At 40.0% G+C, this 24,626-nt stretch carries 20 protein-coding genes and 1 pseudogene; 11 read left to right on the plus strand and 10 right to left on the minus strand.

The features are described from left to right. Positions 1-141 precede the first annotated feature (141 nt). Together AACU98_RS06345 and AACU98_RS06350 are read left to right on the plus strand one after the other, a co-directional pair. Positions 142-720, plus strand: coding sequence for an LOG family protein (locus AACU98_RS06345; RefSeq protein ID WP_004244498.1), 579 nt, complete (start codon positions 142-144; stop codon positions 718-720). Positions 721-729: 9 nt separating this feature from the next. After that, positions 730-1,194 (plus strand): GNAT family N-acetyltransferase, encoded by a 465-nt coding sequence (locus tag AACU98_RS06350; RefSeq protein WP_004244499.1) that lies wholly within the window; start codon positions 730-732, stop codon positions 1,192-1,194. Between the two features lie 63 nt (positions 1,195-1,257). Here AACU98_RS06350 and AACU98_RS06355 read toward each other — a convergent pair whose 3' ends face one another. The 3 genes from AACU98_RS06355 to moeA form a co-directional block, all read right to left on the minus strand. Next, the gene (locus AACU98_RS06355) at positions 1,258-2,958 is read right to left on the minus strand and encodes an amidohydrolase (protein WP_202611359.1); all 1,701 of its coding nucleotides are present in this window, start codon (positions 2,956-2,958) and stop codon (positions 1,258-1,260) included. A gap of 256 nt (positions 2,959-3,214) precedes the next feature. Further along, positions 3,215-3,982, minus strand: a complete 768-nt coding sequence (gene moeB / locus AACU98_RS06360; RefSeq protein ID WP_004247582.1) for a molybdopterin-synthase adenylyltransferase MoeB — start codon at positions 3,980-3,982, stop codon at positions 3,215-3,217. A gap of 5 nt (positions 3,983-3,987) precedes the next feature. Then, positions 3,988-5,229 (minus strand): molybdopterin molybdotransferase MoeA, encoded by a 1,242-nt coding sequence (gene moeA / locus AACU98_RS06365; RefSeq protein ID WP_004244502.1) that lies wholly within the window; start codon positions 5,227-5,229, stop codon positions 3,988-3,990. A 215-nt stretch (positions 5,230-5,444) separates the two neighbouring features. On the opposite strand from moeA, the gene AACU98_RS06370 reads away from it, so the two are divergent. From AACU98_RS06370 to yeiB, 3 genes are all read left to right on the plus strand, one after another. Continuing rightward, a complete protein-coding gene (locus AACU98_RS06370) occupies positions 5,445-6,614 on the plus strand; it encodes a YbfB/YjiJ family MFS transporter (protein WP_004244503.1) in 1,170 nt (389 codons plus the stop codon). 145 nt (positions 6,615-6,759) lie between these two features. Then, entirely contained in the window at positions 6,760-7,422 is a 663-nt protein-coding gene (gene folE / locus AACU98_RS06375) for a GTP cyclohydrolase I FolE (protein ID WP_004244504.1), read from the plus strand. Between the two features lie 9 nt (positions 7,423-7,431). Beyond that, positions 7,432-8,583 carry a DUF418 domain-containing protein YeiB gene (gene yeiB / locus AACU98_RS06380; protein WP_049198738.1) on the plus strand — a complete coding sequence of 384 codons (1,152 nt, stop codon included), beginning with the start codon at positions 7,432-7,434 and terminating at the stop codon, positions 8,581-8,583. On the opposite strand, the gene sanA is transcribed toward yeiB, so the two are convergent. The 6 genes from sanA to metG all read right to left on the minus strand — a co-directional run bounded on the left by sanA (position 8,580) and on the right by metG (position 15,777). Further along, the gene (gene sanA / locus AACU98_RS06385; RefSeq protein ID WP_004244506.1) at positions 8,580-9,305 is read right to left on the minus strand and encodes an outer membrane permeability protein SanA; all 726 of its coding nucleotides are present in this window, start codon (positions 9,303-9,305) and stop codon (positions 8,580-8,582) included. The genes yeiB and sanA overlap by 4 nt on opposite strands. Before the next feature lie 134 nt (positions 9,306-9,439). Then, positions 9,440-11,137 carry an NAD-dependent malic enzyme gene (locus AACU98_RS06390; protein ID WP_004244507.1) on the minus strand — a complete coding sequence of 566 codons (1,698 nt, stop codon included), beginning with the start codon at positions 11,135-11,137 and terminating at the stop codon, positions 9,440-9,442. 214 nt (positions 11,138-11,351) lie between these two features. Beyond that, positions 11,352-12,236 (minus strand): cytidine deaminase, encoded by an 885-nt coding sequence (gene cdd / locus AACU98_RS06395; RefSeq protein ID WP_004247586.1) that lies wholly within the window; start codon positions 12,234-12,236, stop codon positions 11,352-11,354. Between the two features lie 215 nt (positions 12,237-12,451). Then, on the minus strand, positions 12,452-13,153 hold the full coding sequence (locus AACU98_RS06400; protein ID WP_202611360.1) for a CidB/LrgB family autolysis modulator: 702 nt from the start codon (positions 13,151-13,153) through the stop codon (positions 12,452-12,454). Further along, positions 13,147-13,614 (minus strand): CidA/LrgA family protein, encoded by a 468-nt coding sequence (locus tag AACU98_RS06405; protein ID WP_004247588.1) that lies wholly within the window; start codon positions 13,612-13,614, stop codon positions 13,147-13,149. The genes AACU98_RS06400 and AACU98_RS06405 overlap by 7 nt, the downstream gene beginning before the upstream one ends. 135 nt (positions 13,615-13,749) lie before the next feature. Then, positions 13,750-15,777: a methionine--tRNA ligase gene (gene metG, locus AACU98_RS06410; protein ID WP_004252094.1), complete on the minus strand. Its 2,028-nt coding sequence runs from the start codon at positions 15,775-15,777 to the stop codon at positions 13,750-13,752. A gap of 204 nt (positions 15,778-15,981) precedes the next feature. Here metG and apbC point away from each other — a divergent pair, with 204 nt between their 5' ends. The 5 genes from apbC to dcuC all read left to right on the plus strand — a co-directional run bounded on the left by apbC (position 15,982) and on the right by dcuC (position 22,374). Next, positions 15,982-17,094, plus strand: coding sequence for an iron-sulfur cluster carrier protein ApbC (gene apbC, locus AACU98_RS06415; RefSeq protein WP_004247590.1), 1,113 nt, complete (start codon positions 15,982-15,984; stop codon positions 17,092-17,094). Positions 17,095-17,306: 212 nt separating this feature from the next. Continuing rightward, on the plus strand, positions 17,307-17,948 hold the full coding sequence (gene udk, locus AACU98_RS06420; RefSeq protein ID WP_004247591.1) for a uridine kinase: 642 nt from the start codon (positions 17,307-17,309) through the stop codon (positions 17,946-17,948). 76 nt (positions 17,949-18,024) lie between these two features. Beyond that, the gene (gene dcd / locus AACU98_RS06425; protein ID WP_004244515.1) at positions 18,025-18,606 is read left to right on the plus strand and encodes a dCTP deaminase; all 582 of its coding nucleotides are present in this window, start codon (positions 18,025-18,027) and stop codon (positions 18,604-18,606) included. Positions 18,607-18,651: 45 nt separating this feature from the next. Next, the gene (gene asmA, locus AACU98_RS06430; protein WP_004247592.1) at positions 18,652-20,583 is read left to right on the plus strand and encodes an outer membrane assembly protein AsmA; all 1,932 of its coding nucleotides are present in this window, start codon (positions 18,652-18,654) and stop codon (positions 20,581-20,583) included. A 429-nt stretch (positions 20,584-21,012) separates the two neighbouring features. Continuing rightward, positions 21,013-22,374 (plus strand): anaerobic C4-dicarboxylate transporter DcuC, encoded by a 1,362-nt coding sequence (gene dcuC / locus AACU98_RS06435; protein ID WP_004247593.1) that lies wholly within the window; start codon positions 21,013-21,015, stop codon positions 22,372-22,374. Positions 22,375-22,535: 161 nt separating this feature from the next. Here dcuC and AACU98_RS06440 read toward each other — a convergent pair whose 3' ends face one another. Next, positions 22,536-24,116, minus strand: coding sequence for a TerC family protein (locus tag AACU98_RS06440; RefSeq protein ID WP_004247594.1), 1,581 nt, complete (start codon positions 24,114-24,116; stop codon positions 22,536-22,538). A gap of 195 nt (positions 24,117-24,311) precedes the next feature. On the opposite strand from AACU98_RS06440, the pseudogene AACU98_RS06445 reads away from it, so the two are divergent. Then, positions 24,312-24,626 (plus strand): annotated as a pseudogene (locus AACU98_RS06445) (RNA-guided endonuclease InsQ/TnpB family protein); the annotation flags it as partial.

Consider the following 24,626-nt stretch of genomic DNA (forward strand, 5'->3'; position numbering starts at 1 on the left):
TCAAATTAAATGTGTATTATTAATAAAACAAACAGAGAGATATATTATAAAAGCGATAAAATAATTTTTTTTGACCTTTTTTATAACTGAGGAGTTCAGTATAATTTTTCACTCGTTTTAACTAGCTAAAGAGAATTAAAAATGAATAAAATAAAGTCTATTGCCGTGTATTGTGGTTCAAGTTTAGGCGCTTCACCAATTTATAAACAACAAGCGATTCTTTTTGCTAAAGAGCTGGTTAAACGTAATATCACTTTAGTTTATGGTGGTGCCAGTGTAGGAATTATGGGCACGCTCGCGGATACCGTTTTACAGGAAGGGGGTAAAGTTATTGGTGTGATCCCAACGCTATTAGAAGGGCGTGAAATCTCACATAAAAATCTGACAGAACTCCATGTCGTTGAAACTATGCACCAACGTAAAAGTAAAATGATTGAACTCGCGGACGGCTTTGTGGCACTGCCGGGGGGTTTTGGCACATTAGAAGAGTTCAGTGAAGTGTTTACTTGGAGCCAAATAGGCCTTCATCAAAAGCCATTAGGTATATTTAATATTAATGATTTTTATCAGCCATTACTGGCTATGATAGATAAAATGGTAGATGAAAAATTCTTACATGAAAAATATCGTCATATGGCGATTGTTGAGCAATCACCTATTCAGTTATTAGATAAATTTGAAAGTTATATTGCCCCTTCGATTAAAACCTACGATAAATAAAGGTAGAGCATGATAACCATAAGAAAAGCTGTACTTTCTGATGTTGAGCAGATTAATACCCTGTATGGCTATTTATTTGCTGAGATGGCGAAATTACAGCCAGAAAGATTAAAACCGGGTAAACAAGATGAAGCATTTATTATTAATGGCATTAAAAATGATAAATTTCATCTGTTAGTGGCTGAGTTAGAACAGAAAATTGTCGGTTTTACTATTGCCCAAATACAAGAGACACCGCTATTTAACTGTTTAGTACAGCGTAAATATGCCTATATTTTTGATATTGTTGTTGACCCTTCTGTTCGTGGACAAGGGGCAGGGGCATTGTTGCTAAATGCCATGAAGGCGTGGGCAAAACAACAAAAAATGACCCACCTAGAGCTTTCAGTATTGGCTGAAAATGCCGATGCTAAACGTTTTTATCAGCGAGAAGGGTTAAAAGAAGTCAGTACCGTGATGGGTATTGCTTTGTAAGTTTCGCTTAATCATGGCAAAAATAAACCCGCTGAGTGCGGGTTTATTAATTATGTTATTCAGCTAAATTGTGGGTTTCCCCGCAATTATCGTACACAATACCCTGACATTTTCAATATCTTCTGCCGATATTTCAAACAAGTTTCTATCTAAGACAATAAAATCGGCGAATTTTCCTACTTCTAATGAACCAATCTGTTTATCCATATCTAGTGCATAAGCGGCATTGATGGTGGCAGCTCGTAATACTTCGATTAAGGTGAGATTGCGATCATTATCTAAACGTGGCTGAGAGGGATCTTTTTGTCGAGTCATGGCAACTTTAAAGTCATACCACTCATTTAATGGATCAATCGGCCAATCACTGCCAAATGCGACAGTCACTCCCGCATCAATAAATTTACCGGCGGTTTCTAGATATTGGCAACGTGCTTTGCCTAACATTTCAAGATCTTTATCAATATTATGTTGCTCTACGCCAGCCCATTGAAAGGAGAGAAAAGGGTAGGTATTTAATTGGGCAAAGCGCGCATAATCTTTTTCACACATTAATTCGTTATGCGCAAGGCCGGGGCGAATATCTTTTTCTGGCAAGGCTTTGCGCATTTCACTAATGGCGTCAAGTGCGACACTAATAGCCCCCTCAGCTACGGTATGAATATGAGGATGATAACCTGCACGGCTAATCTCAGTGACTAATGGCGTCAAGATTTCAGGTGAAAAATAGAGATCGCCAACATGCTCTGAATCTTGCCAATGAGGCGTTTCATCCGTACCGACATTAATACGATAAGGGGTGTGTAAACGGGCTGTCATAATCGGCGCTTGTAATACACCATCAAGAAAAAGCTTAATATGGCGAATAGCGACACTGGGTTGCGCGCCTTGGCTGATTTGATGCCAGTGAGAGAATCGTGTTATTGCTTGTTGTACAGCATGAGGAATAGCTGCAATATCAGCCACATCATCAGGGGTAATTTCAACCGCATTCTCAACACGAACCGTTAATTCACCCGCTTCTCGCAAGGTATTAAAGGCACGTAATTGTGGCTCACCAACACGTGCATCCATGATAGTCGTTACCCCTTGTTGATTGAGCAACTTTTGTACATGGCGTGCGATTTGTAGATTTTGCTCTGCCGTTAAAGGCGGTAGGCTATCAATAGCCTGCATAGCTGGCGCATCTTCAAGAATACCAATAGGTGTTCTATCACCATCACGTTCAATATTGCCATCAGGGGGATCGGGGGTTTCAGCCGTAATATTTAATAATTCTAGTGCGCGGGAATTTGCTAATACGCTATGACAATCACTAGAAAAAAGTAAGATAGGGCGAGACGTATTTAAGCTATCAAGGTGATAACGCGTCATTTGTATCCCTTCCGGTTGCATCCCTTCACGATACCATGCTGACACTTTCAACCAAGCTGTATCACTATCGATGGGATCAGCATCAAGATAGCGTTGGATACGCGATAGAATTTCATCGATTGTTAAGGAGAGATAATCAAGGTGACAACCTGCTAATGTGGCTCCCCCCCAAAATGGATGCATATGAGCATCAATAATGCCGGGCATCACCATTTTCTTCTGTAAATCGATATGCTGTGTTTTTTCATTACAGTAAGCAAGTAAATTCGATTTTGTGCCTGTAGCAATAATAATGCCTTGGGAAATAGCGATAGCTTCGACGAAATTGTTACTATTATCAGCGGTATAGATTAGGCCGTTATAATAGAGTGTGTCTGCAATTTGAAATGTCATTCTTCTACCTTGTATAGCTTTTTTGGCGATGATGGCTAATTTTCGGTACTGATTGGGCATCCTATGAAGTTTTGATGCGGGCGGTCATATTAGAATTAAATGACGCTTAATACTACCTGCGTGTTACATTGATTTAACTAACTGTTTTATCAACGGGCGAAAATAATAGGATAAACCGCATAGAATACCACTATATGGAAGAGAATAAGGTAAGCAGAACCGATAGCTACTTACCCTATTAAAATATTAGAAGGGGTCAATTATCGGGCAAATTAGCCGCACATACATCACAGTGTGGATTTTTAGGTAACTTAAATTCACGAAATTGCATCCGCATAGCGTCAAATATTAATACTTTGCCATGTAAAGTTTCACCATAACCAGTGAGTAATTTGATGGCTTCAATGGCCTGTAAAGTGCCAATAGTACCCACAACAGGGGCCATAATACCCGCTTCAACACAAGTGAGTGCATTATCACCAAAAAGATGACTTAAACAGCGATAGCAAGGTTCATCATCTTGATAGGTAAAGACGCTAATTTGGCCTTCCATACGAATGGCTGCACCAGATACTAAGGGTTTTTTCTGCACAAAACACAGTCGATTTAGTTGTTCGCGGATAGTGACATTATCTGTGCAATCCATTATCAGATGATGTTGGCTGATTAATTCAGCCAGTGCTTTATCTTCAAGTAGTGCATCAACCGTATCTATCTGTACATGGGGATTAATCGCGTTTAATGTTGTTTTAGCTGATAAAACTTTCGGCTGACCAATGGTGCTATCGCGATGCAGGATCTGGCGTTGAAGATTGGACAGTGAAACGGTATCAAAATCTAATAGTGTCAGTTTGCCAACACCTGCGGCAGTGAGATATTGCGATACACTACAGCCTAATCCCCCAACACCGACAATTAATACAGAAGCACTTTTCAGTGCTTCTTGACCGTCAAAATCAAAGCCTCTTAACACAATTTGGCGATTATAACGCAGCGTTTCTTCATCGGTTAATTCTATACTCATAAACACTATTCGCTTTTTAGCAGAGGATTAAATAGCTCAATAGTGACGGTTTCACCCGCTGCAACTTTACCACGCTCTCGCTCTAAGACGATAAAACAGTTTGCCACACTAAAGGAGCTATATACGTGAGAGCCTTGATGTCCCGATGTTGTTACTTGCCATTCACCATTTTCATTAATACTGGCGATACCGCGTTGGAAATCCAGACGACCGGCAGATTTTTTTAATGGTGAACAGGTTTTAGCATGGAAACGCTGTGGTGATCGCCACTGACTAAAACCAGATAAACGGGCAATTAAAGGCTGTACTAATTGGTAGAATGTCACTGTTGCTGAGACAGGATTACCCGGTAATCCGCAGAACCAAGCATTATGTAAGCGACCAAAAGCAAAAGGTTTACCTGGCTTAATGGCTAATTTCCAAAAACCAATTTCGCCTATTTCATCTAAAATTTGTTTAGTATAGTCCGCTTCACCCACAGAAACTCCGCCACTGCTAATCACTAAATCCGCTTGTGCATCAGCGGTTTTAAAAGTTTCTCGCAGTTTTTCTGGCGAATCTGGAATAACGCCTAAATCAAGCACATCACAATCTAATTTTTCCAACATTAAGCGTACGGCAAAGCGGTTAGTATCATAGATTTGCCCCGCTTTTAATGGTTGGCCAATAGTTTGCAACTCATCACCCGTTGAAAATACGGCCACTTTTAATTTGCGGTAAACATTAATATTGGCAATACCGAGTGAAGCAATAAGAGGTAACTGTGCTGTAGAAAGTTTTGTTCCTGCGGCTAAGACGATATCGTTTTGTTTTATATCCTCACCAATACGACGAATATTTTGTCCAAGCTTGGCCGGATGTGGAAAAAGAATACCGTTGTCAGTCACTTGTGTTTCTTCTTGCATAATAACGGTATCGACACCTGCGGGTATCATGGCTCCGGTCATGATACGAACACATTGTCCTTGTGGTAATTCACCTTCAAAAGGGACTCCAGCAAACGCTTTGCCTGCAATAGGTAAAGGAGATTGAGTGTTTAGATCCGTATAACGTACACCGTAACCATCCATGGCAGAATTATCGAAAGGAGGTACATTGAGTGGTGAAGTGATGTGCTCACTTAAGATATAACCTGCTGCCTTATGCAAAGGGATACTAAGGGTATCTGTGATTGCCACCGGTTTTTCAAGTAATTTTTCTAGCGCCTCATCAAGGGATAACAAACCGCTAACCTGACATTGACTCATTGTATACTCCAAAATCTATCGAAATGTTCTGTTTTATTTCATGATACTAATCTATCACGATGAAGCACATCATGTTAGCGATCATCTCATCAGCAAAAAAAGAAAATATTACTCAACATAAAATGTTAACTATTTAAAACAAAACTGTTAGTTAATGTGTTAATAATATTGTTGTATTTTAAATGTAATAAATAACATCAATACAATGGAGCCTTATGAATACCTCAACCCACCCAAGCCATTCAGCACAAGCCTTTCATATCGCTTTTAGTGGTTTCCTTGCTTTAGTTGTTGCTATGGGGATAGGGCGTTTTACTTTTACGCCTCAAGTACCGCTAATGATTGCGGACACACAACTGACATTAACCAGTGCCAGTATTGTTGCTGCATTTAATTATCTAGGATATTTAGCTGGTTCATATGATGCGATGAAAGCAACTAAAGGTGTGGGCTATCGGCTTTGGGGGGGATTATGGGGAGCGGTGATCATTACACTGCTTAGTGCGGTACTTAATGATGCTTTAACTCATAGTATTGCCCGTTTTTTTATTGGTTGGGCAAGCGGTTGGACATTAGTGCTTGTTGCTTCGTGGGCAAATGAAGTATTAGCCCGTTTAAATCGCCCGGCATTAAGTGTGGCAGTCTATGCAGGAACAGGGGCGGGGATCTTTATTAGTGGCCTTCTTGCGGTATTCATTCTCAAGTGGCAGATGAGTGCGACAACAGGTTGGTTGATTTACGGTGTGTTGGCATTTATTTGTGCAATTTATGTGAGCTATCATTTACCCAAACCTTGGTCAATTAATCGTGAGCAAGTCAAAGTAGAGCCACTTATCTTAACGCCGGCGATGAAAAAATTGATTTGGGGTTATACCTTTGCGGGCTTTGGTTATATTTTACCTGCAACCTTTTTATCTCAAATGGCGACGGAACGTTTTCCCGGTAGCTTAGTTGCTCAATTTGTCTGGCCTATTTTTGGTGCTTCCGCAGCTTTATGTATTGGGATCGCGATACTGACACGTAATGTCCTTAATACACAATTACGATTGGCGATAACACTATGGTTGCAAGCACTGGGGATCATCATTGCCGAATGGCTACCCACAATTACAGGTCTTGCTATTGGCGCATTTTTAGTGGGGGGAGGGTTAATGTGTGCGGTGCAATTGGCATTTTTACGTGGTAAAGAGTTGGCACCTGATCATGCTCGTTATATGGCAGGATTATTAACAACATTTTATGCTATTGGACAGCTAGTTGGGCCTCTGGTTTCCTTCCTTTCAACGGCGTTAACGGGAAGACTAGAGCCGGCATTATATGTCGCCTTTGTGATATTGATCATCGGCGGTATTTTGGTTTGTATGAAAGAAAACAATAAAGGGTAAAACAATAAAAAATGACAAAAAAGCAATAATTTCATAACCAAAAATGCAGTATTGCTGGATAATGTGATTCAGCTCATCTAAAGTGTAACGGTTATCGTTGAATTAGGTAACAGAGACTTAATTAATGTGTTTATCGGAGAGTCCAATGTCATCAACATTAAGTAAAGAGGCGCAATGGGTACATGCCGCGTTAGTGGAGCGTGGTTTGGAAACGCCTCTTCGTGAGCCAAAACTTTCACCCAGTGAGAGTAAACAACAAATTAAACATCACATGACGGAAGTGATGAAATTGTTAAACCTAGATTTGAGTGATGACAGTTTAGCGGAAACGCCACATCGCATTGCGAAAATGTATGTTGATGAAATTTTTTCAGGCTTGGATTATCACAACTTTCCTAAAATCACCCTGATTGAAAATAAAATGCAGGTTGATGAAATGGTCACTGTTCGTGACATCACATTAACCAGTACTTGTGAGCACCATTTTGTCACTATTGATGGTAAAGCAACGGTTGCTTATATTCCTAAAGATAAAGTGATTGGTTTATCAAAAATTAACCGTATTGTGCAGTTCTTCGCACAACGCCCTCAAGTGCAAGAGCGTTTAACGCAACAAATATTGATTGCCTTACAAACGCTATTGGGGACGAAAAACGTTGCTGTCTCTATTGATGCCGTTCACTATTGTGTAAAAGCAAGAGGCATTCGTGATGCAACCAGTGCAACCACCACAACTTCATTAGGTGGACTATTTAAATCTAGCCAAAATACTCGCCAAGAGTTTTTGCGTGCTGTACGCCATCTTTGAGATGAATAAATGGAACAAAGTTCACGTCAACGCATCGACGCTTTAGATGCGTTGAGAGGAATAGCGATCCTTGGCATCTTATTACTCAATATCTCAGGTTTTGCCTTATTAAGAGTTGCCTCATTTAATCCTATGCATTCAGGAGAGGCGACTTTTGCGGACAAACTTACTTGGATGGGATTAAATTTATTTACCCAAGGAAAGTTTCTGTTTATTTTTGCGCTGCTATTTGGCGGAACACTTTATTTATTATCACAACGCTCTGTTGCTTGGAACGTCTCTCGCCTAATTATTCTGGCATTAATCGGTATTATTCATACCCTATTACTATGGGAAGGGGATATCTTATTTCCTTATAGTATTTGCGGATTATTTGTTCTCTTTTTTATTAAAGCATTACCTATTAAGCGGCAATTTATCCTTGGGCTGCTGCTCTATTTATTTGGCGCGATTATTTTAGCTTTTTTATTTTATTACTATCGTGATTTTGTTGAAATAGTTTGGTATAGCTCTGACTATTCCGCCATGATAGAGACTAACTGGAAAACCGGAAACTATATAAATAGTATCTACTGGCGATTAGATGAACTGAGTGATTTTATTTTTAATTTAGTTCGTCAATATAGTTGGTTTTTAATTGGCGCCATGTTAATGGGGGCGGCGTTAATGGCATCCGGTTGGTTACAACGACGCTATTCACAGTCTCATTATGGTTTGATAGCGGTTTGTTTTTTAGTCATAAGTTTACTTTTCCAAGGGACGCTTGTTATTACCGATTATTATTTAGATTGGCATTATATGTGGTCTGCGGTAGTGGCTCAGCCTATCACCATGGTGATCCAAATTATTCAAAGCTTAGGTTATATTGCTTTACTCTATTGGGCATGGCCTTATATTCAACACAGTTTTATCGCCTATGCTTTACGTTGTGTGGGGAAAATGGCGCTTACCACCTATTTACTACAGAGTATTATTGGCACGACGCTTTTCCAGCGGATGGGGTTATTTAACCAATTTACTTTATTGCAGCTTATGCTATTTGTGATGGCTATTTGGGTGATAAATATTATCTTTGCCGTAACGTGGTTACGCTATTTTTCTCAAGGGCCAATCGAGTGGCTGTGGCGCCACTCGTCAACAGGGTTAGCAAAACGCTTTTAACTGTTTTTGCCATTGTTTAATGGCAAAGCTTCTACCTCTTGTGGTGAAACCGCCGGATAGCCCTTAATATCATCAGGAATATTTTGTACAGCAGGTATTGCTTCTGGTGGACCTAGAAAACGCGGTTCGCGTTTTAATATATAGAGATCGACAACCGCACCTGCTCTGGCTAAAACTTCACGTACACGCACCTTAAACATACTCTTCGGCGAAGCAACAGCAAAACACTGAGCATCAATGCCTTTTTCAAGGGCAATAAAGACGGCTCGTTCGCAATGGAAACGCTGAGTGATAATAGTAAAGCCATCTGTTCCAAACACTTCTTTTGTGCGTACCACCGAATCTAAAGTTCTAAATCCAGCAAAATCCATAACGATACGCGATGCCGGTATGCCTGCTTTAATTAAATCTTTACGCATCGTATTGGGTTCATTATAGCTATGCTGTGCATTATCTCCACTGAGTAACAGATATTGCACTTTGCCGCTGTTATAGGCATTAACAGCACCTTGAATACGATATTGATAAAATTGGTTAAGATAGCCTGTGGTGTAATATTTAGCAGTACCTAATACCATGCCTACTTTTTTGGCGGGTAGTTTATCTATATCTTCAAATATATAGGGGCTAGTTTTTACACCTATCCAGCGATCACAAGCAATTAATGCCACCGCAACTAAGATAAAAAGGGTCAAAAAGAGATAAATGAGGCGCTTTAGCATATCCTTGCCTTAATGACTCAGGGTTTTCTAATAGGTTAAAGGCTACTTGAGCACTAATTGGGAAGCAAGAAAAAAGCGCGCTATTAGTGATAATAGTGCGCTTTTCAGAATGAAACCTAATGATTTTAACTCAATTAGAATGACGTTCTCTTGTAAATACGGTATTCAGGCTCCCAATAGTTACGTTCAATCGCTTCTTCTAAAGCAGAATCAGACGTGACCGTTGCAACACCTTGCACCTGTGCTTCTTTGGCAACTTGTTTAGCAATATAACGTGAAACTTGTTGAATATCGGCTAATAAAGGTAATAGTGGGCCATCGCCTTCTTTTGCCATAGGCGAGCAATCGGCTAACGCACGGCTTGCAACCATTAACATGGCATCAGTAACACGCTTTGCACCACTTGCAATAACGCCAAGGCCAATACCTGGGAAGATGTATGAGTTATTGCATTGTGCAATAGGATACACTTTCTCTTTATAGGTGACTGGGGCAAATGGACTTCCTGTAGCAACAAGAGCTTGTCCATCAGTCCAATTGATAATATCTTCAGGACGCGCTTCAACACGAGACGTTGGGTTAGAAAGAGGCATCACGGTAGGACGTTCACAATGCTTATGCATTTCACGAATAATCTCTTCAGTGAAAAGTCCTGCTTGACCAGAAACGCCAATCAGAATGGTTGGCTTAGCATTTTTAACCACTTCTAACAGTGAAATTGCATCCGTTTCTGTTTGCCAATCGGCCAGCGTTTCGCTTTTTTGAATAAGCTTGCTTTGGAAATCGAGTAAGTTTGGCAGTTTATCCGTTAACAAACCAAAACGGTCAACCATAAAGATACGTGCACGAGCTTGTTCGTCGCTTAGTCCTTCAGACTTCATTTGTGCAATAATTTGCTCTGCAATACCACAACCGGCTGAGCCTGCACCTAAGAAAGCGACAGTTTGATCTTTTAATTGACGCCCCGCAGCACGACTTGCCGCAATTAGACTACCTAATGTCACAGCGGCAGTACCTTGAATATCATCATTAAAGCAACATAATTCATCACGATAACGATTTAATAACGGCATGGCATTTTTTTGTGCAAAATCTTCAAATTGCAGCAGTACATTTGGCCAACGACGTTTAACGGCTTGAATAAATTCATCGACAAATTCGTTATATTCATCTCCGGTAATACGTGGATGGCGCCAGCCCATATAAAGTGGGTCATTTAAACGTTGTGGATTATTGGTGCCAACATCCAGTACAACGGGTAAGGTATAAGCGGGGCTTATTCCACCACAAGCGGTATATAAAGAGAGTTTACCAATAGGAATACCCATACCACCGATACCTTGGTCACCTAAACCAAGGATACGCTCACCATCTGTGACCACAATCACTTTTACGTTTTGTTTGGTGGCGTTTTGTAGCATATCATCAATATTGGCGCGGTTAGGGTAAGAGATAAAAAGTCCACGCGCACGACGGTAAATATCAGAGAAGTGCTCACAAGCTTCACCTACTGTGGGGGTATAAATGATGGGCATCATTTCAGTAAGGTGAGATTCCAACAGACGATAAAATAGCGTTTCATTGGTATCTTGGATATTTCTTAAATAGATGTGTTTATCGTTATCATTTTTAAAATCAAGATATTGACGGTAAGCACGTTCCACCTGCTCTTCAATGGTTTCTACTGCCTCAGGCAGTAAACCATGAAGGTTAAAGGTGCTACGCTCTTCTTCGCTAAAAGCACTACCTTTATTTAACAGGGGAAATTCAAGCAGGATTGGGCCTGCATACGGGATATAGAGAGGACGTTTACTTTCGTGTTCCAGTTCCATGAAAAATACTCTTGTAAGGCAGTTAGTCACATGACAAGTGTAGATCCTACAAAATAATAAAAATATGTACAGCTTATGTTATTTTTTTATGATTTTTCTGCTTAGAAATGAGAGATAGATACAATTGTTATGACTTTTTCTGATAAGCATCAGCAAAAATTTACATGCTGATGCTTTTTTATGAGGACAATTTAACGGTATAAGTTAAAAAATGTTACAAAGTGACACGCTGTATTTGGCGGCAACCTAAAGCTGTTAATGTTGCTTGTGTGGCATCCCACTGAGTTAATAGGCTGTCTGCTTTTTCAATTAATATTGCAGACTCAATATCCATAACATTTTCACCCGCCATATTTAATGCAATAAGTGCCGCTTGTAATGGTGGCATACTAGGATTGAATGCGGCATTTTCAGCATAACTGCCTTGAAAGATCTTGCCGCTTTTCATCTGTACAGCAATACCACTGTGAGAATGGCTGTAAGGGGCATGACTACGATTTATTGCTTGTAGTGCCTGTTGTGCTAGTTGGCTAGTGTTATCTATTTGATAACCGTGATTAACTTTATCCATCAGTAGGGTAGTGATATTGAGATCTTTAGGGCCAAAGCTATCAGGTAAGTAGTCACCTAAGGTTGCCACTTTTCGGCCTGGGAGATGGATTGCAATATGAGTGCCGCTATTTAGTTCGTTCATAAACTGACGACAATGACCACAAGGGGTATAGTTAACTGTGATGGCAACTAAACGAGACTCACCGCGTAACCAAGCATGTGTAACCGCACTTTGCTCTGCGTGTACTGTTTGTTGTAATGGGGCGCCAGCAAACTCCATATTTGCCCCAAAATAGAAGTGGCCGCTTTCACCACGAGCAATGGCACCCACATTAAAATGAGAGATAGGTGTCACAGCACAAGCGGCTGCAACAGGCAGTAATGCGAGGGCTAACTCATCATCATTACATTGTAACTGTGTTTTTAACGCATTAACTTGTTCTGCAGTGAACATTGCCGGAAATTCATCCTGCTCAAGATAAGGCGTAAGTGCTTGTTGTAATTGAGGGGATAAATCTGACCAAATTGCCTGAAAACGAGTATGCATATAGGTGTCTCCCATTAATCTTCTGCTATTGTAAGATTTTAGGCATCTTTACCTATTCTTATATGTGATTAAAATCATATTTTCAATGAAACTATTGCAACTGAATGATTAATTGGGAGATGCATCTCAAATTTATAGTAAATTGATTTTAGCATTAGCATAAAAAACCTTCGCTCTGAACGAAGGTTTTTTATGTGTTCTCTTGATTTAGCTAATTAGCTAAAAAGGTGCAAAATAAAAGGAAAAATAAAGGGTGCAGTAAGTGAAGTAATAATACCGCAAGTCATTAATGCTAATGAACTATATGCCCCTTCAATATAATCGATTTCAGCTGCTTTTGCGGTACCCACTGCGTGAGAGACTGTTCCCATCGCTAAACCACGAGAAGCGTGAGTTGGAATACGTAATATTTTAAATAGCGTATGACCAAAAATGGCACCTAAAATACCTACTGCAATAACACATGCAGCACTGATTGCAGGAATACCACCTATGGAATCCGCAACAGCCATTGCGATAGGGGTTGTTACCGATTTAGGCAAAATGGAGGCGGCAATTTCAGGAGTAGCGCCAGCCCATAACGCAATCGCTGTACCACTAGCCATGGCGGCGATACTACCAATAAAGCAGATACTAATTAACGATTTCCATTGTGCGCGTATTTGGTGTAATTGTTGATATAAAGGGATAGCTAAAGCAACAACAGCAGGTTGCAACAAGTCGTTAAGGATACGACTTCCGGCAAAATAATCCTCATAAGCGGTGTGTGTCACTAATAAAATAGGAATAATAACAACAATAGCAATCAATAACGGATTTAAAATAGGCCATTTAAATCGAGCCGCCAGTTTACGTGCTAAGTAGAAAATAATAAGTGTTAGTGGTAATGACCACCAAATATTCATTAATATTAACATTTTTTCTTCTCACTTAACGCTCTGTCGTCGTCTTGTTGTTCTGCTAATTCTACATCCTCTACTTTATCGGGTTTAGCACCGATAATAGGACGTTCACGATGCACGTAATGTGAGCAGTAAGCGACTAGCGCCATCACCGCAAAGGTACTGACAACACAGGCCAGAACAATAGGAAAGAGTTGTTGGCTTAATAAATTATAATAGTTCATTACACCCACCCCGATAGGAATAAAGAGTAATGACATATTTTTCAGTAAAATATTACCACCGGGTTTTACCCAACGTAATGGAATAAGCTGGAAGGCAAGTAAACCAAATAGAATAAGTAGTCCAACAATACTGCCCGGCACCGCGAAAGGTAATAAGGCTGAAATAAGATTACCGGCAAAAAGACAAAGATAAAGTATAAAAAATGATCGTATATAGTGCCAGATTGTGATCTGCACCCGCTTAGATTTCATAGATATGTGTCCTAAATCAACTGACGTATTTATCATACACCAATTTTCAAAGTGTGCTATGGATCACAATAAAAAAAGAGCGGGGCTCTTTATAGAACCCCGCTTTGTATTTGCATTTTGAATAAAGGTCAGTTTTTATTTCACTTGGTGACCCGGTTTAGCCCCACTATCTGGGCTAAGTAAGAAAATATCTTCACCACCAGGGCCTGCGGCCATCACCATACCTTCTGAAATTCCAAAACGCATTTTGCGAGGTGCTAGGTTTGCAACCATAACAGTTAAGCGACCTTCTAATACTTTCGGATCAGGGTATGCAGAACGAATGCCGGAGAATACTTGGCGTGTTTCTCCCCCTAAGTCCAGTATTAATTTTAGCAACTTATCTGAGCCGTCAACGAAATCAGCCTGTTTAATTTCAGCAATGCGCATATCAATTTTGGCAAAATCATCAAATTTAATGGTTTCTTGAATAGGCGCGTCTGCTAATGGGCCAGTGATTTCTTTGACTGGCGCAATGGTACTTTTTGAAGCTTCTACCATTGCATTGGCTTTATCCATTTCAATACGATTAAACAATGCTTTAAATTTAGTAATTTCATGGTTTAACAGCGGTTGCGACAGAGCATTCCAAGTTAATTCAGTTTGTAAGAAGGCTTCTGAACGTTCTGTTAAAGAAGGTAGAATTGGTTTTAAATAAGTCATCAGTACACGGAATAAGTTAATTCCCATAGTACAAATAGCTTGCAACTCAGCCTCTTTACCTTCTTGTTTAGCAACCACCCAAGGCGCTTTTTCATCAATATAGCGGTTAGCTTCGTCTGCTAATGCCATAATTTCACGAATGGCTTTACCAAATTCACGGTTTTCAAAACATTGTGCGATGCTTTCTTGCATATCGACGAAATGTTGATATAACTTCGCATCATCAAGGTTTGCCGCTAATTTGCCATCAAAGCGTTTACTGATAAAACCCGCAGTACGGGACGCGAGGTTAACCACCTTGTTGACGATATCGCTGTTTACACGCTGTACAAAGTCTTCTAAGTTTAGGTCAATATCATCAATACGTGATGAAAGTTTTGCCGCATAGTAATAGCGTAGGCAATCAGCATCAAAGTGATCAAGATAGGCACGTGCCGTAATAAAGGTGCCGCGAGATTTTGACATCTTCGCACCATTGACGGTGACATAGCCATGCACAAATAGGTTGGTTGGTTTACGGTATTCACTACCTTCTAACACTGCCGGCCAGAATAAGCTGTGGAAATAAACGATATCTTTACCGATAAAATGGTATAAGTCAGTTTTGCTCTCTTTGTTCCAGAACTCATCAAAGCTTAAATCACCACGCTTTTCACATAGGTTTAAGAATGAGCCCATATAACCAATAGGGGCGTCTAACCAAACATAGAAATATTTACCCGGCGCATCAGGGATTTCAAAACCGAAATAAGGGGCGTCACGGGTGATATCCCACTGTTGCAGACCGCTGTCAAACCACTCTTGCATCTTATTGGCTACTTGCTCTTGCAATGCACCGGAGCGGATCCACTCTTGCAACATATTGCTAAAGGCTGGGAGATCAAAGAAATAGTGTTCGGTTTCACGCATTACCGGCGTTGAACCCGATACCACAGAGCGAGGATTAATTAATTCTGTCGGGCTATAAGTTGACCCACATACTTCACAGTTATCACCATATTGATCGGGCGCTTTACACTTAGGGCAAGTCCCTTTAACAAAACGATCAGGCAAGAACATGCCTTTTTCTTCATCATAAAGTTGAGAAATCGTTTTACTTTTAATATGACCATTTTTTTTCAGGGCTAGATAAATTTTCGTCGATAATTGACGATTTTCTTCACTGTGTGTGGAGTGATAATTATCGTAGCTGATATTAAAACCGGCAAAATCCTGTTGATGCTCTTTGCTCATCTCTTCAATCATGGCTTCTGGGGTAATACCCAATTGTTGAGCTTTCAGCATAATAGGCGTGCCGTGAGCATCATCAGCGCAGATGAAATGAACTTCTTTGCCGCGCATTCGTTGGTAACGGACCCAGATATCAGCCTGAATGTGTTCAAGGATATGACCGAGATGAATTGAACCGTTAGCATAAGGTAACGCGCAGGTTACCAATAATTTATTCGCGACGTGAGACATAGTAAGGATCTTACTTCCATTAAATTAAAAAAAGGGTCTTTGATGTTAACCTATCCGTCATGATGTCGCTAGGGCAATCATAGAGTTTTTGCAAGAGAAATTTCGCTTGGCAAATTGAGGTAAGGCATTATCGTAGTCATTGACTATCTGATATGATAGGTGCACTCAGATATTTAATGAATAACGAAAATGAGAGGAGCCGGGATGAGTGATAAATCCCCCGAGCAGACCACCCCTGAGATTCTGAAAGAAAAAGTTTCAGGTGTCTTGTCTACTTTTGAACACCCGACATTGAAACGTAATCTGCTTTCCCTAAAAGCATTACATCAGTGTGCGATGATTGATGATGTCCTTCATATCGAATTAGTGATGCCGTTTGTGTGGAAAAAACCTTTCCAACAACTGATTGAAGAAAAAACGGCAGAGCTGCGTAATATGACGGGAGCCAAAGCTGTTGAGTGGAAGCTAAAACACAATATTGCCACACTACGTCGTGCAAACGATCTTCCGGGTATTAATGGCGTACGTAATATTCTGGCGGTGAGTTCAGGTAAAGGCGGGGTGGGTAAATCCAGTACCGCGGTAAACCTTGCTTTAGCGCTAGCACAAGAAGGGGCTAAAGTTGGTATTCTGGATGCGGATATTTATGGTCCATCCATTCCTAATATGTTAGGTACAACCATGGAACGCCCAACTTCACCAGATGGGCAACATATGGCACCTATTATGGCGTATGGTCTAGCATCTAACTCTATCGGTTATTTAGTCACAGACGATAATGCCATGGTATGGCGTGGTCCAATGGCAAGCAAAGCGTTGATGCAAATGCTGCAAGATACATTATGGCCTGATTTAGACTACCTTGTGATCGATATGCCACCAGGAACGGGTGATATTCAATTGACCTTATCACAAAATATTCCGGTGACTGGCGCCGTTGTTGTTACAACACCACAAGATATTGCGCTGGTGGATGCGATGAAAGGCATTGTCATGTTCAAAAAAGTCAATGTACCCGTATTAGGTATTATTGAGAATATGAGTGCACATATTTGTAGCAATTGTGGTCATCTTGAGCCTATTTTTGGTACTGGTGGTGCTGAGAAATTAGCCGAAAAATATCATTGCCAATTATTGGGTCAAATTCCACTGCATATCTCTTTACGTGAAGATTTAGATCGCGGACAACCGACGGTGATGCGTGATCCTGAAGGTGAGTTCGCTGATATCTATCGTGAAATTGCTTCAACTGTTTCTGCGCAAATGTATTGGGATGGGGATGCTATTCCAACGGAAATATCTTTCCGCGCGGTATAAGCGGTGAAACAATAATCTATTGATTATTATGGGAAGTCTTTTAGGCTTCCTTTTTTTTATCCGCTGAGATCCGACTATTTTTGATAAAAAACAAAGAGATTTTTGGTTTTACGCTGGAACCAGAAGGATTTCAAAACTATAATCTGCGCGAGCGTAATATTTACATATTATTACGTTATTCCTCTTTTTTATTTCAAACCAGGTTTTTTATTATGGCTGACACAGCACATCAGTGCACAATTGTAGGTATCGCTGGAGCCTCTGCTTCAGGTAAAAGTCTTATTGCCAGTACACTTTACCGTGAATTAAGAGCGCAAGTAGGTGATCATAATATCGGTGTGATACCAGAAGATTGCTATTATCGTGACCAAAGTGATTTAACAATGGAAGAGCGATATAAAGTTAACTACGACCACCCCAATTCGATGGATCACGCACTTTTATACCAACACTTGTGTGAACTAAAAGCCGGAAACGCCATCGAACTCCCTCAATATGATTATGTCGCTCACACCCGTAAATCAGAAACCATTCATTTTAAACCAAAAAAAGTTATTATTATTGAAGGTATTCTGTTATTAACAGATAAGCGCTTACGTGAAGAGATGGATTTTTCTATCTTTGTCGATACGCCATTAGATATCTGTTTAATGCGTAGAATTAAACGTGATGTGAATGAACGTGGGCGTAGTCTAGATTCTGTTATTGAACAATATAATAAAACTGTTCGTCCGATGTTCTTCCAGTTTATTGAGCCTTCTAAACAATATGCCGATATTATTGTGCCTAGAGGGGGAAAAAACCGTGTTGCGATCGATATTTTGAAAGCAAAAATCGGACAGTTTTGTGAATAATTGAGTTCATTTGTAGGCAGCTTTCATGCATGATTAACCATGAAACTGCCTGTTTAACTTGAAGAAGGGAAATAAAATGCGATTATGCGACCGTGATATTATTCAGTGGCTTGATGAAGGTAAATTAGTCATTGAACCCCGCCCGCCTGTCGAGCGAATTAACGGCGCAACAGCGGATGTTCGCTTGGGTAACCAGTTTCGTGTTTTCCAAGGACATACTGCGGCTTACATTGACCTCAGTGGCCCCAAAAATGAAGTTAATGAGGCTCTTGAGCGGGTGATGAGTGATGAAATTGTATTACCAGAAGGCGAAGCGTTTTATCTTCATCCCGGAGAGCTTGCCTTGGCGGTTACATTAGAGTCTGTCACATTACCGGATAATGTAGTAGGGTGGTTAGATGGACGCTCATCTTTAGCGCGATTGGGATTAATGGTACACGTCACGGCTCACCGAATTGATCCGGGCTGGCATGGACACATCGTATTAGAATTTTTTAATTCAGGTAAACTGCCATTAGCATTAAGACCGGGTATGGTGATTGGCGCATTAAGTTTTGAACCTATGTCAGGCTCTGCGGATAGGCCTTACAATCGTCGCCAAGATGCGAAATATAAAAATCAACAAGGTGCGGTAGGAAGTCGGATTAGCGAAGATTAATTTTTCATTAACGACTATTATCAACTTTATTAAGCGGGTAACAATATGAAAAGGTTTTTGACAACACTCGCCATTTTGCTTGTAGTGATTTTGGCAGGCTTAACGACATTAGTTTTGCTCATTAACCCTAATGATTTTCGTGGTTATCTTGTTGAACGCGTTGAAAAACAAAGTGGCTATAAATTAACCTTACAAGATGATATGCGTTGGCATGTCTGGCCAAAACTCAGCATTATTAGTGGTAAAATGTCATTAACAGCTCCCGGTGCTGAGCAACCATTGATCACTGCTGATAATATGCGTCTTGATGTGGAATTATGGCCATTACTTTCCCACCAGTTGGAAGTAAAAGAAGTGATGCTAAAAGGCGCCGTGGTTAGACAAACGCCTGAGAGTAAAGCAATACCTAAAATAACCCCGCCTTCTGTTGCCAATGAAGACAGTACTCGTCCGATCATTGAGCCAAAAACAAATCGTTGGCAATTAAATATTGCTAAGGTGAGGATCTCCGATAGTTTGATTATTTGGCAAACCAAAGGGGGAGAGCAACTTAATTTACGCGATATCAATTTATTATTAAAAACGGACGACAAAAAACAAATTAACCTTGAGATGAGCACCAAAATTAATCGTGATCGTCGCGAGTTAATGTTAAATGTTGTTGCTAATGCTGATATGAGTGGCTACCCATATCAAATCAGTGGCAATATCGCTCAATTAGATTATGCATTATCGGGAATAGGGCTTCCGGCTCAAGGGATCTCCGGAAATTTAACCTCAGATTTCAATATTAAAAATGATAGTGTAAATGTTATTGCCTTAAATAATTTAAATATGACGGCAAATGAGAGTCAGCTACAAGGTAGCATCACGGCTGAATTGGCTAAAAAGAACCGCTATCAAGTGGAATTAACAGGGGACACTTTAAATTTAAATACCCTATTACCTGAGTTAGCACAGCCTAATTCATCTGAAACGGCATCGTTAACCTTGGCAAATACCCCGTCGAGATCATTCTCATTCTTTAGCCATGCTCAGGCTGCACCATCACCCAATGCAACTATTATGGCTCGTCCGGTTATTACCTCCGCGACAATTGAAAACAAAGCGTATGATTTAACCCACTGGGGTGATATTGAATTTAGCTTAAACTTAGCGCTCAATAAGTTATTGTATAAAGAATTAGAAATAAACAATGTTAAATTAACCGCATTAAATAACCCCAAATCATTAAATATTGATAGGTTAGAAGGGCAGATCCTAAACGGAAATTTCTCACTGCCTACGGTGATTTCTACTAGCATTGTGCCAGCGCATATTAGTATGAATGTCACAATGAATAATATCCCTTTGCAACCTTTATTACGCGTCTTTGATCAGCCAGAAAATTTCAGCGGTTTAATTTCTGCGAAAGGGCATCTAGAAGGTGCCGGATATAATCGCAACGCGTTTCTTAATAGTTGGCAGGGTACACTGGATACGTCATTAAGCGAATTTAAAATGCTAGGATTAAATATTCCACAAGTGATCCAGCAATCTATTGCACAAACAACCGATCAAGTGGTTTATCCTGAAGATATTGAGAACTATACCAAAGCCGATAGTGTGATTGCCCAGTTTAAACTAGCACCTAAAGGCCGAGTGACGTTAAATCAGTTAGATGCTCAAGCAAGTGCTTATCAGATCAGCGGGCAAGGTCAATTAGATCTACAACGTCATAATCTAGATGTGATGCTGATGGTTAATATCAAAAAAGGTTGGGGTAAAGAGAATGAATTTATTCGCCAACTAGCCAAAATAGATATTCCATTAAGATTGTATGGTAATTGGAATGCTATCCAATATGAGTTTAACGTTGAAAAATTACTACGTGATCAATTACAGCAAAAAGCAAAACAGGCCATAGATAATTGGTTAAATAAGCAAGATGATAGCCCCGAAGTTAAAGCGCTTAATCAATTATTGAAAAAAATATAATTTTTAAAGTTGTTAACAAGGTGGAATAAAATTTTATTCCACCTTGTTTTGTTTTTTGGCTAATAAATTGATTTTATTAATTTATGATTAATAATCTCTTCTCTTATATTAAACAATATCTGTGGAACACAGATGCTGCATTACGTTTCTTATCCCCGTTCCCGGTTCCCTACCACCGTTAACAGAAAATGGATAAAATGATTAAATTATGCTCATAGTGCATTATGTTTATCATTTAATTCAGTTTTTGCCTAAAAAATACTCATTCGTACTGTTTACATGTAAAAAAATAGTCGTTTTTTTTGATATATGTCATACACTGCAACGTTGCCTTTGGGCAGAGTGTGTCCATTGCACTAAATGCAAAAAAATGATGATAAAAACAAAAAGCTTCATTTTATAAATAACTATCGTAGACAGGAACTATACATGATTGAAATTCTTATCGGCGCCCTCGTCGCTGTGGGTGTTGGGCGTTACATTGTTAAGGGATATTCGCCAACAGGTGTGCTACTTACTGGTGGGCTATTATTGCTTATCATCAGTGTGATTATGGGCAAATCAGTATTACCAGCCAGTGTCACAAGTACCGGTTATCGCTTAATCGATATTGTTGAGTATGTAAAAAATCTACTTATGAGCCGTGGTGGTGATCTGGGGATGATGATCATGGTGCTATGTGGGTTTGCTTCTTATATGACTCATATTGGTGCCAATGACGTGGTCGTGAAACTTGCCTCACGCCCATTAAAAATGATCAACTCACCTTATCTTTTAATGGTAGCGGCTTATATTGTTGCATGTTTAATGTCATTAGCTGTTTCATCCGCAACAGGTCTTGGTGTGTTATTGATGGCGACCTTATTCCCAGTGATGGTCAATATGGGAATTAGTCGTGGTGCGGCGGCAGCTATCTGTGCTTCACCTGCATCAATTATTTTAGCGCCAACCTCTGGTGACGTGATTTTAGCGGCACAAGCTTCTGAAATGCCACTTATTGATTTTGCGTTTAAAACAACACTGCCTATCTCTATTGCCGCAATTCTTGGGATGTGTATTGCTCACTTTTTCTGGCAACGTTATCTTGATCGTAAAGAGCATATCGAAACAGAGATGTTAGATGTGAACGAAATCAAAACTCACGCCCCTAATTTCTATGCGATTTTACCTTTCACACCTATTATTGGTGTATTAGTTTTTGATGGTAAATGGTTACCAGAGCTTCATATTGTTGCCATTATTATTCTTTGCATGATGTTATCTGCGGTTATTGAATTTATCCGTAGCTTTAGTGCTAAAGAAGTTTTTGCCGGTTTAGAAGTTGCTTACCGTGGTATGGCTGATGCATTTGCCCAAGTGGTAATGTTATTAGTTGCCGCAGGGGTTTTTGCGCAAGGTTTAACAACGGTTGGCTTTATTCACGCGTTAATTGATGGTGCACAATCATTAGGCTCAGGGGCAATTGTTATGATGATTGCATTAGTCTTAATTACCATGCTCGCGGCAATGACAACCGGCTCAGGGAATGCGCCTTTCTATGCTTTCGTTGAATTAATTCCGCGCTTAGCAAGTAATATGGGTGTGAATCCTGCTTACTTAACTATTCCGATGTTACAAGCATCAAACTTAGGACGGACTTTATCACCTGTATCGGGTGTGGTGGTTGCTGTATCAGGAATGGCAAAAATTTCACCTTTTGAAGTGATGAAACGCGTTTCTGTACCAGTATTGGTCGGGCTTGTGATTGTGATTGTTGCAACGGAAATACTGGTACCCAGCACATTAGGTTGATCATCAATAAATTATTGAAATAAAGTTAGCTTTATCTACTTTATTTTTCATTCTATTTACGGGCTTTGTTATGCATAGACAAAGCCCGTTTTTTTATTAAGCATCATTTTCAGATAAAAAATATCCGCCTTAGAGACGGATATTTGGTTATTTAATAGAAATTAAGCTTCGTCGACGTTTTCTTCGTCTTCAGGTGTTGGTTCAACAATACGTACTTTATTAATACGGTGATTGTGTACATCTAATGGTTCAAATTCAATACCATCAATAACCACTTTTTCACCGACGGCAGGAACGCGTTGTAAATGTTCCATCAATAAGCCAGCCAAGGTTTCATACTCACGTTTTTCATCCAACTTAATGGGAATATAAAGCACTAAGTCTTCCAGCGGTGTAAAACCATTGACAGTCCATGAGCCATCTTCATTTTGTACTAAGTCGTGACGAGAGTCATTTTCCTCTGTACTTACTGGTAAATTACCGGCGATGGTTTCCATTACATCGGTTAAGGTAACAATGCCTTCGACAGAGCCAAACTCATCAACCACAAAGGCAAAGTGAGTATGAGCATTACGGAATTGTTCTAATGCCTGTAATAGTGATAACCCCTCAGGGAAGATTAAGGGTTGTGTAATTAATAAACGCAAATCTAATGGTTCATTACGTAACTGTTGATTTAATAATTGAATAACATTTACCACGCCGATAGGTTCGTCGCTATTTTCTTCGTCGGTAATAACGAGACGAGAATGGGGATCTTCTTCTAGTAATTGGCGAATATCATCTTGGGTGGCTTTTAGATCAACATATTCAACATCATGGCGTGAAGTCATAATACTATTGACGTTTCGCTGGCTTAAACCCAGAACGCGCACAATCATTTGGCGCTCTTGAGGATCAAACACCTCTTCTGTATTAGCAACTAAATCAGAAGTGTGAGGGTCAAGTTCAGAGGCTTCTGGTTTACCATTAATAATGCGCAATACCGCTTCCGCTGTACGTTCACGCAAAGAGCGAGAAGCTGATAAGAAGCGTCGGCGGTTAAACTGTGCGAGTTGGTTAAATATCTCTATCATAATAGAGAAACCAATGGCAGCGTATAAATAGCCTTTAGGTATTGGATAGCCAAACCCTTCTGCAACTAAGGCAAAACCAATCATCAATAAGAAGCTTAAACATAAAATAACAATAGTTGGGTGATTATTGACAAATGTGGTTAATGGCTTACTTGCGAGGATCATCAAGAACATCGCAATAGTTACAGCAGCAATCATAACGCCGAGATGGTCAACCATCCCTACCGCAGTGATAACAGAGTCTAGAGAGAATACAGCATCTAGTACAATAATTTGCGCAACAACAGACCAAAAACTCGTGGTTTTACGTTGTTTTCCCTCGTTATGATCTTTACCTTCTAGCCGTTCATTAAGCTCCATTGTGGCTTTGAAAAGTAAGAATATCCCTCCGAGGAGCATGATTAAGTCTCTGGCACTGAAAGGATGATCAAACAGTGTGATAAGAGGTTTGGTTAGGGTGATAAGCCAAGAGAGACTAAATAGCAGTACAATCCGCATAATAAGAGCACACAATAATCCTGTGATACGTGCTTTATCTCTTAATTTTGCTGGGAGTTTATCTGCTAGAATAGCAATAAAAACAAGGTTATCAATACCAAGTACGATTTCGAGAACAATAAGGGTGGAAAGACCTACCCATATCGTCGGATCTACGATCCATTCCATACAGTTTGTTTTACCTTCTATAAAGACGGCATATGCCGACTTGGGAATAATGAGCAATTTAGCGGAATTTTTCAATAAATTATTATTGATAGTGGCAGAATAATTTCATTTTATCCAAAGCACCGTAAAACCCCGTCCTTTAGGTCGAGGATATAAGGCGCGGTTTTTTAACTAACTAGGTGTTTCCTGTTGCTCAATGCAATGATTGTCATTGAGGACTTAAAGGTCAGTAACATGTCTAAATCGGCAAAAGGTACGACAGAACGGCATGGACGGAACGTAAAAGCTAAATCTGGTTTAAACCGCTCAATACTGGAGCAGGGCTGGTATGAAATGCGCCGTCAGCTTGAGTACAAGCAGCTCTGGCGAGGTGGTCAGGTAGTGGCAATACCCCCTGCCTACACCAGTCAGAAGTGCGCTTGCTGTGGTCATACAGCAAAGGAAAATCGCCAGTCACAAAGTCAATTCGAGTGCCTTGAATGTGGATATACAGCGAATGCTGATATCAAC

The organism is Proteus sp. G4380 (assembly GCF_963885725.1).
Lineage (GTDB): Bacteria > Pseudomonadota > Gammaproteobacteria > Enterobacterales > Enterobacteriaceae > Proteus > Proteus mirabilis.